Source organism: Streptomyces endophytica (genome assembly GCF_026153355.1).
Classification (GTDB): domain Bacteria; phylum Actinomycetota; class Actinomycetes; order Streptomycetales; family Streptomycetaceae; genus Streptomyces; species Streptomyces endophytica.
Map to the genome: position 1 here is coordinate 5,959,013 of NZ_CP110636.1, position 16,730 is coordinate 5,975,742.

Here is a 16,730-nt window from a genome sequence, read left to right on the forward strand (position 1 = left end):
GGGGTGCGGATCAGGCGCCGCCCTCGGGCGGTTGGCGGGCACCGCACTGGTGGGCAGCCAGGCGGAGGGGGCGGAGCGGATCGAGGAGTACCACCGGCTGGGCATCGAGGAGTTCATCCTCTCCGGGCCCCCGCACGTCGAGGAGGCGTACCGGTTCGCGGAAGGGGTGCTTCCGCTGTTGCGGGACCCGGCTCTGGCAGCGTCCCGCCGGACCGGCCGGGGGCGCACCGGCCGCGGCCGAGGTGCCGTTCGCGACCGGGCGGGCCGCTGATCCGGGGCGGCCGGGCCCCGTACGCGGAGCACCCGGCCGCCGAATCCGGCCATCCGGCTGCGCCGTGCCCCCGCGCGTGATTCGCTGAGGGCGATCCCCCCGACGCCAGGCACGTCGCCCGCAGCAGGAGGACCAGTGACCGGGACGTCCCCGCACCCGCCGCAGCATGCGCCGCACGACCAGCCGCCGACGTCCGGCCGGGCGGACCCCGCGCCGCGCGGCCCGGGTCCCGCACCGGACCGGCTCCCGTACTACGAGGACCGCTCGCCCGGCCGGGGGACGCTGCCGCCGCGCGCCTGGTACCCGTCCTCGGACGCGCCGCGGATCTCGCTGCACGGCACCTGGCGGTTCCGTCTCTCGCCGCGCGCCGACGCCGAGGACGAGGCGTTCGCCCGGCCGGACTTCGACGACACGGAGTGGCCCGAGCTGAGGGTGCCCGGCACCTGGGTGCTCAAGGGTTTCGGTGCGCCCATGTACACCAACACCGCCTATCCCTTTCCGGTGGATCCGCCGCGGGTGCCGGACGAGAACCCGACCGGCGACCACCGGCACGTCTTCGATCTGCCCGAGGGCTGGGGCGAGGGACCGGCCGTGCTGCACTTCGGCGGGGTGGAGTCCTGCGCCCGGGTCTGGCTCAACGGCCAGGAACTGGGGCACTTCAAGGGCAGCCGGCTGCCGCACGAGTTCGAGGTGGGGCGGCTGCTGCGGCCGCACGGCAATGTGCTGGCGGTGCGGGTCCACCAGTGGTCGTCCGGCAGCTATCTGGAGGACCAGGATCAGTGGTGGCTGCCCGGAATCTTCCGGAACGTCTCCGTCCATCGGCGCCCTGAGGGGGCGGTCGCCGACCACTTCGTCCACGCGGGATTCGATCACCGTACGGGCCGGGGCACGCTGCGCGTGGAGTGCGCCCCGGCCGGGCGGGTGACCGTGCCGGAGCTCGGGCTGGACCTGGCGACCGGGGAGAGCGCGACGGTACCGGTGGAGCCCTGGACGGCCGAGGAACCCCGGTTGTACGACGGGGAGTTGATCACCGCCGGGGAGACCGTCCCGCTGCGGATCGGGTTCCGTACGGTGTGTGTCGAGGACGGGCTGCTGAAGGTCAACGGCCGCCGGATCCTGCTGCGCGGCGTCAACCGCCATGAATTCGATCCGCGGTACGGGCGCACCGTCGGGCCCGAGGTGATGCGCCGCGATCTGCTGATGATGAAGCAGCACAACGTCAACGCGGTGCGCACCAGCCACTATCCGCCGCACCCGGCGTTCCTCGACCTCTGCGACGAGCTGGGGCTGTGGGTCGTCGACGAGTGCGATCTGGAGACGCACGGGTTCGGGCAGCAGGACTGGCGGGACAATCCGGTCGACGATCCGCGCTGGGAGCCGGCGCTGCTGGACCGGGCCCGCCGGATGGTCGAGCGGGACAAGAACCACCCCAGCATCGTGCTGTGGTCGCTGGGCAACGAGTGCGGGACGGGCCGCGGACTGTCCGCCATGGCCGGGTGGATGCGCGAGCGCGATCCGTCCCGTCCGCTGCACTACGAGGGCGACCGCAGCTGCGCCGACACCGACGTCTACTCCCGGATGTACGCCGACCACGCCGAGGTGGAGCGGATCGGCCGGCGCACCGAGGGGCCGCTGGACGACCCCGCGCTGGATGCCCGGCGCCGTCAACTCCCGTTCATCCTCTGCGAGTACGCGCACGCGATGGGCAACGGTCCGGGCGGCCTCGGCGAGTACCAGCGGCTGTTCGAGACGTACCCGCGCTGCCAGGGCGGCTTCGTGTGGGAGTGGATCGACCACGGGCTGCGGCAGCGGGCGCCGGACGGCGAGGTGTACCACGCCTACGGCGGCGACTTCGGTGAGGAGCTGCACGACGGGAACTTCGTCTGCGACGGCCTGGTGCTGCCGGACCGGACGCCGTCGCCGGGGCTGGCCGAGGTGAAGAAGGTCGTCGAGCCGGTGCGGATCGAGGCCGGGCCCGAGGGTGACGACGGCGGGCAGACGGTCCGGATCACCAATCTGTACGACTTCTCCGGGCTCGGGCACCTCTCGTTCGTCTGGTGTTACGAGGTGGCGGGCAACCCGTGCGGCAGCGGGTGGCTGGAGATGCCCACGCCGCCACCGGGCGAGTCGGTCGTGACGGCCCTGCCGGACATGGCGGAGGAGCGGGACGAGGGCCAGGAGGCGCTGTGGACGGTGCGGGCCGTGCTGGCCTGCGACACCGCCTGGGCGCCGGCCGGGCACGAGGTCGCGTGGGGCCAGTTCCCGGCCGTACCGCGCCCGGCCTACGTGCCTCCGGTACCCACCGCCACCCCGCGCCGCGGCGTGGGCAATGTGATCGTCCTCGGGCCGGGCACGTTCGACGCCACGACCGGGACGCTGGGCTATCTGGACGGGGTGCGGATCGGCGGCCCCCGGCTGTACGTCTGGCGGGCGCCGACCGACAACGACGAGGCCGCGCCCTGGCAGCCCGGGCCGCGGCCGGCCAGCGAATGGCGCCGGCTCGGCCTGCACCGGATGCGGCACCGCGTGGACGCCGTCGAACCGGACGGGCCCGCCCTGGTGGTGCGCACCCGGGTGGCCCCGGCCGGCTCCCCGCTCGCGCTGCGCGCGGTCTACCGGTGGACGGCCCGACGCGAGCTGCTGCGGCTGGAGTTGGCGGTCGATCCGGAGGGCGACTGGCCGGTTCCGCTGCCCCGGCTCGGGGTGCGGATGGCGGTGTGCGGGAGCCTGGGGCGGGCGGAGTGGTACGGCGGCGGGCCGGGTGAGGGCTATCCGGACACCCGGGCGGCCGCCCGCACCGGGCGCTGGTCGCGGTCGGTGGCGGAGCTGCAGACGCCCTACGTCCGGCCGCAGGAGAACGGTTCCCGGCCCGGTGTGCGCTGGGTCGAACTGACCCGGCCGGACGGTTCGGGCCTCCGGGTCGAGGGGGACCCGGACTTCGCCTTCGCCGCCCGCCGCTGGTCCGACGAGGAGCTGACCGCGGCCCGGCACACCCCGGACCTGCGGCCCGGCGAGGCCCTGTGGCTGCATCTCGACCATGCGCAGCACGGCATCGGCAGCCAGTCGTGCGGGCCGGGGGTGCTGCCGCAGTACCGGCTGGAGGCCGCCCCGGCACGGTTCTCGTTCGTGTTCGCGACGCTGTCCTGAGCGGTCCGCGGCCTCCGGCCTCGCCGTCGGCGCAGGCCACGGGCATTGTCGGTGGGCGGAGCTACGATCCGAAGGAGCTGGGAAACGATCCGCCCGGCCGCACACCAGGAGGGTTCGCACCATGGTCAGCACGGTCCCGACGCTCGCCGACGCCCTCGCCGCGGGGCCGGTGGTCCTCGACGGCGGGCTGTCCAACCAGCTGGAGGCGGCCGGACACGACCTGAGCGACGCGCTGTGGTCGGCCCGGCTGCTGGCCGAGGAGCCGGAGGCGGTGGTGCGGGCGCATCTGGCGTACTACGCAGCGGGGGCGCAGGTCGCGATCACCTCCAGCTACCAGGCGACGTTCGAGGGGTTCGCGCGGCGCGGGATCGGCGCGGAGGAGGCCGCGGAGCTGCTCGGGCGGAGCGTGGCGCTGGCCCGCGAGGCGGCCGGCCGGGCGCGGGCGGGCGGCGCCAGCGGCCCGCTGTACGTGGCCGCTTCGGCGGGTCCGTACGGCGCGATGCTGGCGGACGGTTCCGAGTACCGCGGCCGGTACGGCCTGTCGGTGGCGGAGCTGGAGCGGTTCCACCGGCCGCGGCTGGAGGTGCTGGCGGCGGCCGGGCCCGATGTGCTGGCGCTGGAGACGGTGCCGGACGCCGACGAGGCCCGGGCGCTGCTGCGGGCGGTGCGCGGGCTGGGCGTGCCGGCGTATCTGTCGTACAGCGTCGCCGGGGACACGACGCGGGCCGGGCAGCCGCTGGCGGAGGCGTTCGCCCTCGCGGCGGAGGTGGACGAGGTGATCGCCGTGGGGGTGAACTGCTGCGCGCCGGACGACGCGGACCGCGCGGTGCCGCTGGCCGCGCGGGTCACCGGCAAGCCGGTGGTGGTGTATCCGAACAGCGGGGAGCGCTGGGACGCCGAGGCGCGGGCGTGGTGCGGCATACCGGAGTTCGCCGCCGGCCGGGTCGCCGGCTGGGTCGCGGACGGCGCCCGGCTGATCGGCGGCTGCTGCCGGGTCGGGCCGGACGCCATCGCGGAGCTGGCGTCCGGCCTCGGCCACTGACACCCGGCCGGTCGGACGGCGCTCAGGACAGCGGCTTGGTGAGCTTCTTGGTGCCGCTGCTGTTGCCCATCAGGCTGCAGCTGACGGACTTGTAGCCGAGCTTGTAGCCCCTGAGGTTGGGGTACTGCACGTAGGTGCCCTCGGCGGTGCCGGCGGGCTGCCGGGACGCCTTGCGCTCCAGCTCGTCCCGGCAGAGCGACGACGCCTTGTCCTTGATGTCGGATTCGCTGGTCAGGCCCGCGCCGAGGCGGTGGGTGGTGACGACCTCGGCGTCGTGCGGGCCGTTGCAGGAAGCCGTCTCGTTCATGCCGTTGCCGTCCGGGCCCAGGTCGTAGCAGTCACCCACCTTCAGCAGGTAGAAGGGGAGCGCGCCGGAGGACGGCGAGGGGGTGCTCCCGGTGTCGCTGCTGGGTGAGGCGTAGGGGTCGTCGGAGGGCGTGGCGGAGGCGCTGTCGGACGGGGTGGCGGAGGTGCTCGAATTGGCCGACGGCTGGGCGCGGTTGCTACCGCCGCCGTCGTCACTGTTGGCGATCGCGATGACGGCGATGACGGCGGCCAGCACGACCACACCACCGCCGATGATGGCGGCGATGAGCTTGCCGTTGCCGCCGCCGTTGGGCGGGCCGGGCGGCTGCTGCCAGCCGCCGGGGCCACCCGGGCCGGCCGGTCCCGGAGGGCCGTAGCCGCCGGCGGGCGGTCCGAAGCCGCCGGGGGCCTGATTGCCGCCGGGCGGCTGGCCGTAGCCGCCGGAGCCGTATCCGCCCTGGCCGGCGGGGCCATAGCCGCCGGCCGGCGGTCCGAACCCGCCCGGGTTGTCGGGGGCGGCTGGTTCGGCGGGTGCGGCTGGCCGGGCGGCGGAGGCGGAAAGCTCATAACGGAAAGGATCGCTTCTTTACTGGGTTTCACGGGAGGCGGTGACCAAGCTGGAACACTCCGGGTCTGACATGTCCGTCCGCTGGGCACCGTTGGCGACAGGCAGCAAGCCACCCTACGGCCCGGAGGTTCCGCGTGTTCACCGACCTGCCCCTGGACGAACTGCGCACCTATCGCCCCCCGTTGCCCGAGCCGCCCGGATTTGATGCGTTCTGGGAGCGCACCCTCGCCGAGGCCCGCAGCCATGACCTGGCCGCGCGGTTCACCGCGCTCGACACCGGGCTGGCCCTGCTGCGCACCTACGACGTGACGTTCTCCGGGTTCGGCGGGCACCCGATCCGTGGCTGGTTCCTGATCCCGCGGGCGGCCGCCGGGCCGCTGCCGTGCGTCGTGCAGTACCTCGGTTACGGCGGTGGCCGGCTGCGGCCGCACGACTGGCTGCTGTGGCCCGCGGCGGGGTACGCCACCCTGGTCATGGACGCCCGCGGGCAGAGCGGCCCGGACCGTCCCGGTGACACCCCCGACCCGGCCGGCTACCGCAACCCGGGCGTCCCCGGCCGGCTGACCCAGGGCCTGCTCGACCCCGACGACCACTACTACCGGCGGCTGTTCACCGATGCCGTACGGGCCGTGGAGACCGCGCGCGGCCACGACGAGGTGGACGAGGAGCGGATAGTGGTCGCCGGGCACAGCCAGGGCGGGGCGCTCGCCCTGGCGATGAGCGGGCTGGTCCCGGGCCTGGCCGGGGCGCTGATCGACGCGCCGTTCCTGACCCACATCCGCCGCGCGGTCGAGGTCACCGACGCCGGCCCGTACGGCGAGCTCGGCCGCTACTTCGCGGGCGCCCGGGACCACGTCGACACCGCCCTGGACACCCTGGACCACTTCGACGGGCTGAACTTCGCGGTCCGGGCCACCGCCCCGGCGCTCTTCGCGACCGCGCTGCGCGACGACGTGGTGCCGCCGTCCACCGGCTTCGCCGCGTACCACCACTACGCGGGCGAGAAGGAGCTGAAGGTGTGGCGGTTCAACGCCCACGAAACCGGCGGCACCGACCAGCGCGCCGCCGAACTCGGCTTCGTCCGCGGGCTCTTCGGCTGACCCCCGGCCGGTTCAGGACGCGCCGAGCACGTGGTCCATGGCCAGCTGGTCCAGCTGCTCGAAGGCCATCCCGCGGGCGGCGGCCACCTCCGGGCGGAAGGTCTCGTAGGCGGTGGGGTCGGCGAGCAGCCCGGCCAGGCCGTCCTCGGCGGTGGGGCGGGCCAGCTCGGGCAGGCGGGCGGCGCGCAGCGCATCCTGGACGGCCGGGTCGGCCCGGAAGGCCGCGGCGCGCTCCTTGAGGATCAGGTAGGTGCGCATGCAGCCGGCCGCGGAGGCCCAGACGCCGTCGAGGTCCTCGGTGCGCGGCGGTTTGAAGTCGAAGTGCCGGGGCCCGTCGTAGCCGGCGGTCTCCAGCAGGTCCACGAGCCAGAACGCGGCGCGCAGATCGCCGGCGCCGAAGCGCAGGTCCTGGTCGTACTTGACGCCGCTCTGGCCGTTGAGGTCGATGTGGAAGAGCTTGCCCTGCCAGAGGGCCTGGGCGATGCCGTGCGGGACGTTGAGGCCGGCCATCTGCTCGTGGCCGACCTCCGGGTTGACGCCGAAGAGGCCGGGGCGTTCGAGGCGCTCGATGAAGGCCAGGGCGTGGCCGACGGTGGGCAGCAGGATGTCGCCGCGCGGCTCGTTGGGCTTGGGCTCGATGGCGAACCGCAGGTCGTAGCCCTGCTCGACGACGTACTGGCCGAGCAGGTCGAAGGCCTCCTTGAGCCGGTCGAGGGCAGCGCGGACGTCCTTGGCCGCCCCGGACTCGGCGCCCTCCCGGCCGCCCCAGGCCACATAGGTGCGGGCGCCCAGTTCGGCGGCGAGGTCGATGTTGCGGAGCGTCTTGCGCAGCGCGAAGCGGCGGACGTCGCGGTCGTTGGCGGTGAAGGCGCCGTCCTTGAAGACCGGGTGGGTGAAGAGGTTGGTGGTCGCCATCGGGACGACCAGACCCGTGGCCTCCAGCGCCCGGCGGAAGCGTTTGACGGCCGTCTCCCGCTCGATGTCGTCGGCGCCGAACGGGATCAGGTCGTCGTCGTGGAAGGTGACGCCGTACGCGCCGAGCTCGGCGAGGCGGTGCACGGTCTCGACCGGGTCCAGGGCGCGGCGGGTGGCGTCCCCGAACGGGTCGCGGCCCTGCCAGCCGACGGTCCACAGACCGAAACTGAACCTGTCCTCGGGCACCGGCTGGTAGCGCATCGCATCTCCCTCGGCCATTTCGTCAAGGCGCTTTACAAATTCCGCGGCGGCCAAACTAATATGCGGCGGCACACCGGGGAACCCCCTGGAAGCAGACCGTGCGAGAAGGCTCCGCAGCTGTGTGGCAGCGGGCCGTCAAGGGAGAGAGCACGATGGGCGCACAGGCAGCGGGACCGCTCGTCCTCGGCGTGGACAGCTCGACGCAGTCCACGAAGACGCTGGTCGTGGACGCGGAGACCGGTGTGGTCGTCGCGCGCGGGCAGGCGCCGCACACGGTCGGCGGCGGCCCCGGCAAGGAGAGCGACCCCCGGCAGTGGTGGGAGGCGCTGGGCGGGGCGCTGGCGCAGTGCGGCGACGCCGCCCGGCAGGTCTCCGCGGTGTCGGTCGCCGGGCAGCAGCACGGGCTGGTCACGCTGGACGCGGCCGGCGACCCGGTGCGGCCGGCCCTGCTGTGGAACGACGTCCGCGCCGCGGGCCACAGCGAGCGGCTGATCGCCGAGCGGGGCGGCGCCCGGGCCTGGGCGGACCGGGTGGGGAGCGTACCGGGACCGGCGTTCACGGTGGCCAAGTGGGCCTGGCTGCGGGAGACCGAGCCGGCCGCGGCCGCCGCCACCGCCGCGGTGCGGCTGCCGCACGACTACCTCACCGGGCGGCTGACCGGCGAGGCGGTCACCGACCGCGGGGACGCCTCCGGCACGGGCTGGTGGGCCTCCGCCACCGGGGCGTACGACACCGAGATCCTGGCGCACGTCGGGCTGCCCCCGGAGGCGCTGCCCCGGGTGGCGCAGCCGGGTGAGGCCGCCGGGACGGTGCACGCCGGGGAACTGCCGCTGCCGCGGGGCGCCCTGGTGGCCGCGGGCACCGGCGACAACATGGCGGCCGCGCTCGGCCTCGGCCTGCGCCCCGGGCAGCCGGTGCTGAGCCTGGGCACCTCGGGGACGGTCTACGCGGTCTCCACCCACCGACCGGCCGATCCGACCGGCACCGTCGCCGGTTTCGCCGACGCCCGGGGCGACTGGCTGCCGCTGGCCTGCACCCTGAACTGCACGCTGGCCGTGGACCGGGTGGCGGCGCTGCTGGGCCGCGACCGGGAGGCCGTGGAGGCGGGCGGCGAGGTGGTGGTGCTGCCGTTCCTGGACGGGGAGCGCACGCCGAACCTGCCCGGGGCGTCGGGCCTGATGCACGGGCTGCGGCACGACACCACGGCCGGCCAGCTGCTCCAGGCGGCCTACGACGGCGCGGTCTTCGCGCTGCTGCGGGCGCTGGAGCAAGTGCTGGACGCGGACGCCACGGCCGGGGCGCCGCTGCTGCTGATCGGCGGCGGCGCGAAGGGCCGGGCCTGGCGGGAGACGGTCCGCCGGCTCTCCGGCCGCCCGGTGGTGGTGCCCGAGGCGCAGGAGCTGGTCGCGCTCGGCGCGGCGGCCCAGGCGGCCGGGCTGCTGCTGGGCGAGGACCCGGCGGCGGTGGCCCGCCGGTGGGGCACCGCACGCGGCACGGAGTACGAGGCCCAGCCGCGGGACGACGCCGCCCTGGACCGCCTGGCCGCGACCCTCACCGACGCGGAGCCGCTGCTACGGCGCTGAGCCGTACACCGGCGCAGCCCGCGCCCGGCATCTCCGTGACCCGACACCTCCGAGGAGCCCCGTGACCCCGCCCGGCAGCGACACCCAGACCGGCATCCGGCGGCGCAATCTCGCCCGGGTGCTGCAGGCCGTGGCGGCGCACGGGCCGCTGTCGCGGCCGGCGGTGGCGGCGCGGATCGGGCTGACCCGGGCGGGCGTGGCGCCGCTGGTGGACGAGCTGCTGCGGGCCGGGCTGCTGGTCGAGCCGGGGCCGGCGGCGCCCCGCGGCCGGGGCCGGCCGGGGAGCGAACTGGTGGTCAGCGACCGCGGCCCGGCGGGGCTCGGGGCGGAGATAGGCGTGGACCACCTCGCGGTGTGCGCGATCGATCTGCGCGGCCGGATACGGGCGCGTGCGGCGGTCGGCGCGGCGAACCGGAACAGCGCGCCCGGGCCCGTACTGGAGCGGCTCGGGGAGCTGCTCGCGGAGGTGACCGGGCGGATCGCCGGGGAGGGGCTGCGGCCGGCCGGGCTCGCGGTGGCGGTGCCGGGGCTGGTGGCCCGCGGCGGGACGACCGTCGTGCACGCGCCCAACCTCGGCTGGCGGGCGGCGGACCTGGCACCGGGCCTGGCTCCGGTGACCGCCCCGGCGGGCTCCCCGGCCGTGCCGCTGACCGTGGAGAACGAGGCGAACCTGGGGGCGCTGGCCGAACTGCGGCCGGCCGGTGCGGACGGCGGGCGGCCGGGGCCGCCGCCGGACTTCGTCCACGTCTCGGCCGAGGCCGGGATCGGCGCGGCGGTCGTGGTGGACGGCCAACTGCTGCGGGGTGCACGGGGGTTCGCCGGTGAGCTGGGTCATGTGCCGGTGTATCCGGACGGCCGCCGGTGCGACTGCGGCGGCCGCGGGTGCCTGGAGCAGTACGCGGGGGAAGCGGCCGTGCTGCGGGCGAGCGGGGCGGCAGGCGTGGAGGCGGCGGCCGGCCAGGCGGGGCCGGGGGCCCGGATCGCGCTGCTCGCGCGCCGTGCGGCGGACGGCGACCCGGCCACCGTACGGGCCCTGGAGGAGGCGGGGACGGCGCTCGGTATCGCGCTCGCCGGGGCGGTGAATCTGCTCGACCCCCGGGCGGTCGTCCTGGGAGGTGCGCTGGCCGGGCTCGCGCCCTGGGTCCTGCCGTCGCTGGAACGGGAGTTGACACTGCGGACGGCCGTGGCGGCGGATCCGGCGCGGACCGGCGGGCCGTTGGTGACGGTGTCACGTCTGGGGGCGGACGGGCCGCTGCTGGGGGCGGCGCACGCGGCGTTGCGAGGCGTCCTGGACGACCCCTTCCCTTCCTGTGCCCCGGCTGACTCTCCCCCGGCCCGAACCGGCTAAACCTTTCCATGGAAACAGATTTCCATGCCACCCCATCGAGCGATTGTGCCGATAAAAAGCGCACGACTACCGTCGGTTCGGCGGGCTGCCGCGAGACCGCTGCGAATCGGTTCCGGGGCAGTCCCGCATCGCACCCTCCCATGAGACAGGTGGCATTGTGACGATTGCCGACGAATCGCTTCCCAGCCGCGCGGAAGAATCCCAGAATTCCAGTCTGAGTACCACTGCCGCACGGAAGTTGGCGACCACCACCAAAACCGCGCCGCAGATGCAGGGAATCACTTCCCGCTGGCTGCTGCGGTTGTTGCCCTGGGTGCAGGTGTCGGGTGGCACGTACCGGGTGAACCGCCGGCTGACCTACACCGTCGGCGACGGGCGCATCGACTTCGACATCAACGGCGGCGACGTCTCGATCATCCCGGAGGAACTGCGGGAACTGCCCGCTCTGCGGGACTTCACCGACCAGGAGGTGCTGGCGGCGCTCGGCGAGCGGTTCACGCAGGTCGAGTACGCGCCCGGCGAGCTGATCGCCGAGGCCGGCACGCCGGACGACCGGCTGGTGCTGATCGCGCACGGCCGGGTGGACCGCATCGGCACCGGCAAATACGGCGACCTGACGGTGCTGGAAGCGCTCGCCGGGGGTGACCATTTCGGCACCGGTCCGCTCGACGCCGACGGGGCGACCTGGGAGTTCAGCTACCGCGCGGTGACCCGGGTGACGGTCATGGCACTGCCGCGGCAGGCGGGCCAGGAGGTGATCGGCCGCTCCCCCGGGCTGCGCGAGCACCTGGCGACGGCCGAGCGGTCCGCCTCCCGGCCGGCGAACGACAGCGGCGAGTCGGCGGTGTCCGTGGCGTCCGGGCACCAGGGCGAGCCGGCCCTCCCCGGCACCTTCGTCGACTACGACGCGGCGCCGCGGGAGTACGAACTCAGCGTGGCCCAGACGGTGCTGCGCGCGCACAGCCGGGTCGGCGACCTCTACAGCGACCCGATGAACCAGGTCGAGGAGCAGCTGAAGCTCACGATCCAGGCGCTGCGCGAGCGCCAGGAGCACGAGATGATCAACAACCGCGAGTTCGGGCTGCTGCACAACGCCGACCTCAAGCAGCGCATCCACACCCGCACCGGACCGCCCACCCCCGACGACCTCGACGAACTGCTCGCGACGGTCTGGAAGGACCCGGGCTTCCTGCTCGCCCATCCGCAGGCCATCGCCGCCTTCGGCCGGGAGTGCAGCGCCCGCGGGCTGTATCCGACCGCGGTGGATTTCATGGGGCATTCGCTGCCGTCCTGGCGCGGGGTGCCGATCTTCCCGTGCAACAAGATTCCGGTCACCAAGGAACGCACCAGCTCGATTCTGGTACTGCGCACCGGTGCAGAAAAGCAGGGTGTGGTCGGCCTGCACCAGACCGGAATTCCCGATGAATACGAGCCGGGGCTGTCGGTGCGCTATATGGGCATCGACGACCGGGCGGTCCTCAAGTATCTGGTCAGCGCCTACTATTCCGCGGCCATTCTCGTGCCCGATGCGCTGGGCGTGCTGGACGACGTGCAGATCGGCCAGTGAACGGCCGCCGCAGGAAAAGCACGGCAGCACGCGTATCCGCACGCACCCGGTAGCACCAGCACAGCGCAGCACCGACAGAACAGGTGAGCTTCTTCCATGACCACACCGGTGGACCCGACGTCCGGCCCGCAGCCCTCCGAGGTCGAGCAGAGTCCGTCCAGCCTGGGCACCGCCGCGGCCCGCAATCTGGCGACCACGACCAAGACCGTGCCGCAGATGCAGGGATCTCGTCCCGCTGGCTGCTGCGCGTCCTGCCGTGGACACAGGTCTCCGGCGGCACCTACCGCGTCAACCGCCGACTGACGCACACCCTCGGCGACGGGCGGATCGAGTTCGTCTCGACCGGCACCGACGTCCGGGTGATCCCGGCCGAGCTGCGCGAACTGGCGCCGCTGCGCGGCTATGCCGACGCCCCGACCCTGGAGACGCTGGCCGGCCGCTTCGTCCAGCGGGAGTTCGCCCCGGGCGACGTGCTGGCCCGTAGGGGCGGCCCGACCGACCGGGTCATCCTGATCGCGCACGGCAAGCTGGACCGGCTCGGCGCCGGCAAGTACGGCGACGAGACGTCCCTGGGCACGCTGGCCGACGGTGACGCCATCGGCGCGGCGGCGCTGCTGTCCGGGGACGCGGAGTGGGAGCACTCCGTGCGCGCGGTGACCCGGGTGACCGCACTGACCCTCTACCGCAGCGACTTCGAAGCGGTGCTGGGCGAGTCCGACTCACTGCGGGCGCACATCGAGGCGTTCCGTAGCGCGCTGGTGCCGGCGCAGAACAAGCACGGTGAGGCGGCCATCGAGCTGGCCGCCGGCCATGTCGGCGAGCCGGCGCTGCCGAGCACCTTCGCGGACTACGAACTGACGCCGCGGGAGTACGAACTCGGCGTGGCGCAGACGGTGTTGAAGGTGCACTCGCGGGTCGCCGACCTCTACAACGGGCCGATGAACCAGCTGGACCAGCAGTTGCGGCTGACCGTGGAGGCGCTGCGCGAGCGCCAGGAACACGAGATGATCAACAACCGCGAGTTCGGGCTGCTGCACAACGCCGACCTCAAGCAGCGCATCCACACCCGCACCGGACCGCCCACCCCCGACGACCTCGACGAGCTGATCTCCCGGCGCCGCAAGACGCAGTTCCTGCTGGCGCATCCGCGCACCATCGCCGCCATCGGGCGGGAGTGGAACGCCCGGGGGATCTACCCCAGCACCGTCCCGTTCGAGGGCGGGGAGGTGCGGGCCTGGCGGGGCATCCCGCTGCTGCCCTGCAACAAGATCCCGATCACCCCGGACCAGACCAGCTCGATCCTGGCGCTGCGGGTCGGCGAGGAGAACCAGGGCGTGATCGGGCTGCACCAGACCGGCATCCCGGACGAGTACCAGCCCGGCCTGTCCGTCCGCTTCATGGGCATCAACGACCAGGCGGTCATCAACTACCTGGTCAGCGCGTACTTCTCGGCGGCCGTGCTGGTGCCGGACGCGCTCGGCATCCTGGAGGACGTCGAGATCGGCCACTGACCGGCGGGGCGCCTCCGTACGTGCCGCGTCCGGGCCCGTCCCTTCAGGGACCCGGACGCGGCACCCGGGTGACGGCCGATCAGGTGTGACCCCATCTCGTGACCTGCGCCGTTGCCGCCTTTGGTCGAGCCATTGGCGGCCCGGCCATGCCCTTGGCAGGACCTGCCCGGTTGCGCATGATGAACGCATCGCATGTGCGTGACATGTACGCGACCATCCTCGGTCCTTGTCAGGAGTTCACATGGAGCCCCGCCACCCCCGTCCCGCCCGCCGGCGCCTGATCACCGGCGCGGCCGCGCTCGCCGCGTCCGCCGCCCTCGCCCCGCTCGCCGCGTCCGCCGCCCTGGCCGCCCCGCGCCCCCGGACACCGCGCGGCGGCGACGGCTACCCCCCGGTCGAATGGATCCCGGCCAGCAAGTCCAACTTCACCGCCGCGAAACGCCCGGACCAGTACCCGATCGAGATGGTCGTGATCCACGTGACGCAGGAGACCTACGAGGACACCCTCCGGCTGTTCCAGGACTCCACGCACAAGGCCGCCGCCCACTACGTCGTCCGCTCCTCCGACGGCCACCTCGCCCAGTGCGTCACCGAACGCAACGTCGCCTGGCACGCCGGCAACTGGGACTACAACACCCGCAGCATCGGCATCGAGCACGAGGGCTGGATCGACGACCCGACGTGGTTCACCGACGTCCTCTACGAGCGCTCCGCCCGGCTCACCGCCGCCGTCTGCGACCGCTACGGGATCCCCAAGGACCGCGAGCACATCATCGGCCACGTCGAGGTCCCCGGCTCCGACCACACCGACCCGGGCGAGTACTGGGACTGGGCGCACTACCTGCAGCTGGTCACCGAGGCGTCCTGGCGGCACCGGAGATGACCCGGCGCGCGTCACGCGGTCCGCAGGAAGCGCTCCAGTCCGGCGAGGTCGTCCGAGTTGAGGTGGTCCACGCCGGCCCGCAGCAGCGCCGTCCAGACCGCCTCGCGGGCCGGTCCGGGCGCGTCCGGCGTGGCCCAGAAGCGCAGCCTGCGCCGCTCGGCGTGTGCCGCGGCCACCAACCGCCGCAACAGCTCCCGCTCGTGACCGGGCATCGGCCCCACACCCTGCCAGCCGAAGGTGTCCGTCCAGGAGGCGGAGACCAGCGGGGCGAAGGACGCCGGGGCGGGGGTGCCGAGGTCCTCGGGGCGCCCGTCGTAGAAGGCGTGGCGCTCCCGTTCGGCCGCCATGGGCGCCCGGGCGGCCCGGTCCCCGGAGATCACCGCGGTGACCGGACCGCGCCGCACCCGGCCGGCCCGGTACCCGCTCAGCAGGTCCCGGTAGCGGCGCAGCACGGGAGACAGTGCGCGGTAGGTGGGGTCGCCGGCGGTCTTGATGTCGATGAGCAGCTGGAGGGACAGCCGCGACCCGCGGTAGACCGTGCCGCCCTGGGCGCGGATCCGCCGGCGCAGCGGGTCGAGGTAGAGCGACTGGAGGGTGCGGGCCGGGTCGAGGTCGCCCTCCTCGTGCCCCACCAGCAGCCGCCCGTCGACCAGCCAGATGTCCGCCTCCACGCTGCCGAAACCGTGCTCCAGGGCGTCGAGGAGCGGCCGCGGATGCACATAGTCGTTGTGGGCGTGGGCGCGCGCCAGCGGCACCGGGACGGCGGGACGCACGACGGGGCCGCGGGCGGTGGTGTCACGGGCGGCGGCCGGTGCGGTCAGACCCGCCACCAGGGCGGCGCCCAGCGACACGACGGCCGTTCTGCGGGTGTACGGATTCATGACATCTCCAGGTCATAGTGAGCGGTCCATAGTGGGGCGTGCCGCATGCACGTGGCGCGGTGAACGTCTCTGGTACCCGGTGCAGTTGACGTGACGTCAGGGGCAATCGTGAAGCAGCGATTCGGTCGGGTTCGCGCGGTACTGACGGTGCTGGCGGTGTGGGGCGTGCTGGCCGGCGGAATGGCGGGCGGGGCCCGGCCACCGCGGCGGGCCCCAGCCTGCGCCGCTCCGGTGCCCTGCCGGTGGCGCCCGGTGTGGCGTACGGCGAATTCCGGATGACGGTGCCGCGCGGGGTGGTGCACGGACATCTGCTGACGGTCGATCTGGGCGATCCGCGGGTCTCGGTGGACCTGCTGTACCCGGGCGTGGTCGGGGCCCGGGCGCCGGTGTCCCGGCTGGCCGCGGCGCGGGGTGCGGTAGCGGCCGTCAACGGGGACTTCTTCCACATCACCGAGACCCAGCATCCGGGCGTGGAGGCCACCGGCGCCCCGGACGGCCCGGCCGTGGTCTCCGGCCGGCAGCTGAAGGCGGCGGTCCCCGACGGGCAGCGCTTCGGGCCCGTACTGCCGCCGGGTGCCAGCACCGAGGACGTCCTCGGCGTGGGCTACGACCGCCGGGCGCGGCTGGACCGGCTCACCCTGCGGGGCGTGGCACTGACCCCCGAGGGCGGGCTGCCGCTGCGCGGGCTCAACCAGTACGCGCTGCCGGAGGACGGCATCGGCGCGTACACCCCGCAGTGGGGCCCGGCGTCCCGGGAGCGGGCCGTCTGCGGGACGGACACCGAGCGGGCGGCGCCGTGCAGCACGGACACCGCGGAGGTCACGGTCCGGTACGGCCGGGTGACGGCGATCGAGGACGCTCCGGGCGCCGGCGGGGTGGCCGCGGGGAGCGTGGTGCTGGTGGGCCGGGAGGAGGGCGCACGGCAGTTGCGCAAACTGCACCTCGGGGAGCCGTTGCGGGTGGGCTACCGGCTGGCCGGCGAGGGGCCGGTGCCGCTGCGGTTCGCGGTGGGCGGTTTCCCGATCGTCCGGGACGCACGGCCGGTGGCCGGACTGGACACCGTCGCGGTGGCGGTGCGGACCGCCGCGGGGATCGCACCCGGTGGGCGGGTGCTGTATCTGCTGGCGCTGGACGGCGCGCGCGGCCAGACCGGATTGACGGTGAGTGAACTCGGTGTGCTGATGGCGCAGTTGGGGTCCGAGGAGGCGATGAACCTGGACGGCGGGGGGTCCTCGACGCTGGTGACGGACGACGGCACCGGTGACGGGGTCGTGGTGCGCAACCATCCGTCGGGCGGGGCGGAGCGCCCGGTGGCGAACGGCGTGGGGATCTTCTCCCTCGGGTGAG

At 74.1% G+C, this 16,730-nt stretch carries 12 protein-coding genes and 1 pseudogene; 10 read left to right on the forward strand and 3 right to left on the reverse strand.

Annotated elements, in window-relative coordinates:
• Positions 1-31 precede the first annotated feature (31 nt).
• The 3 genes from OJ254_RS26675 to mmuM all read left to right on the forward strand — a co-directional run bounded on the left by OJ254_RS26675 (position 32) and on the right by mmuM (position 4,460).
• Entirely contained in the window at positions 32-271 is a 240-nt protein-coding gene (locus OJ254_RS26675) for a hypothetical protein (RefSeq protein WP_265364409.1), read from the forward strand.
• Positions 272-406: 135 nt separating this feature from the next.
• Positions 407-3,418, forward strand: coding sequence for a glycoside hydrolase family 2 TIM barrel-domain containing protein (locus tag OJ254_RS26680; protein ID WP_423835967.1), 3,012 nt, complete (start codon positions 407-409; stop codon positions 3,416-3,418).
• Between the two features lie 121 nt (positions 3,419-3,539).
• Positions 3,540-4,460 (forward strand): homocysteine S-methyltransferase, encoded by a 921-nt coding sequence (gene mmuM, locus OJ254_RS26685; protein ID WP_265364410.1) that lies wholly within the window; start codon positions 3,540-3,542, stop codon positions 4,458-4,460.
• Positions 4,461-4,482: 22 nt separating this feature from the next.
• Here the strand turns inward: mmuM and OJ254_RS26690 are convergent, their stop codons facing one another.
• Positions 4,483-5,028, reverse strand: a complete 546-nt coding sequence (locus OJ254_RS26690; protein ID WP_265364411.1) for a hypothetical protein — start codon at positions 5,026-5,028, stop codon at positions 4,483-4,485.
• Positions 5,029-5,468: 440 nt separating this feature from the next.
• Here OJ254_RS26690 and OJ254_RS26695 point away from each other — a divergent pair, with 440 nt between their 5' ends.
• Entirely contained in the window at positions 5,469-6,434 is a 966-nt protein-coding gene (locus OJ254_RS26695) for an acetylxylan esterase (RefSeq protein ID WP_265364412.1), read from the forward strand.
• Between the two features lie 12 nt (positions 6,435-6,446).
• On the opposite strand, the gene xylA is transcribed toward OJ254_RS26695, so the two are convergent.
• Positions 6,447-7,610 (reverse strand): xylose isomerase, encoded by a 1,164-nt coding sequence (gene xylA / locus OJ254_RS26700; RefSeq protein ID WP_265364413.1) that lies wholly within the window; start codon positions 7,608-7,610, stop codon positions 6,447-6,449.
• 152 nt (positions 7,611-7,762) lie between these two features.
• Here xylA and xylB point away from each other — a divergent pair, with 152 nt between their 5' ends.
• From xylB to OJ254_RS26725, 5 genes and pseudogenes are all read left to right on the forward strand, one after another.
• Positions 7,763-9,193, forward strand: a complete 1,431-nt coding sequence (gene xylB, locus OJ254_RS26705) for a xylulokinase (RefSeq protein ID WP_265364414.1) — start codon at positions 7,763-7,765, stop codon at positions 9,191-9,193.
• A 61-nt stretch (positions 9,194-9,254) separates the two neighbouring features.
• Positions 9,255-10,541 (forward strand): ROK family transcriptional regulator, encoded by a 1,287-nt coding sequence (locus OJ254_RS26710; protein ID WP_265364415.1) that lies wholly within the window; start codon positions 9,255-9,257, stop codon positions 10,539-10,541.
• A 154-nt stretch (positions 10,542-10,695) separates the two neighbouring features.
• Positions 10,696-12,108 carry a family 2B encapsulin nanocompartment shell protein gene (locus tag OJ254_RS26715; RefSeq protein WP_265365320.1) on the forward strand — a complete coding sequence of 471 codons (1,413 nt, stop codon included), beginning with the start codon at positions 10,696-10,698 and terminating at the stop codon, positions 12,106-12,108.
• Between the two features lie 96 nt (positions 12,109-12,204).
• Positions 12,205-13,619 (forward strand): annotated as a pseudogene (locus tag OJ254_RS26720) (family 2B encapsulin nanocompartment shell protein).
• A gap of 241 nt (positions 13,620-13,860) precedes the next feature.
• Positions 13,861-14,502, forward strand: a complete 642-nt coding sequence (locus OJ254_RS26725; protein ID WP_265364416.1) for an N-acetylmuramoyl-L-alanine amidase — start codon at positions 13,861-13,863, stop codon at positions 14,500-14,502.
• Between the two features lie 11 nt (positions 14,503-14,513).
• Here OJ254_RS26725 and OJ254_RS26730 read toward each other — a convergent pair whose 3' ends face one another.
• Complete coding sequence (locus OJ254_RS26730) at positions 14,514-15,383, reverse strand: phosphatidylinositol-specific phospholipase C/glycerophosphodiester phosphodiesterase family protein (protein WP_265364417.1); 870 nt, start codon at positions 15,381-15,383, stop codon at positions 14,514-14,516.
• A gap of 158 nt (positions 15,384-15,541) precedes the next feature.
• Between OJ254_RS26730 and OJ254_RS26735 the strand changes: the two genes are divergently transcribed.
• A complete protein-coding gene (locus tag OJ254_RS26735; RefSeq protein WP_341483736.1) occupies positions 15,542-16,729 on the forward strand; it encodes a phosphodiester glycosidase family protein in 1,188 nt (395 codons plus the stop codon).
• Position 16,730 lies beyond the last annotated feature (1 nt).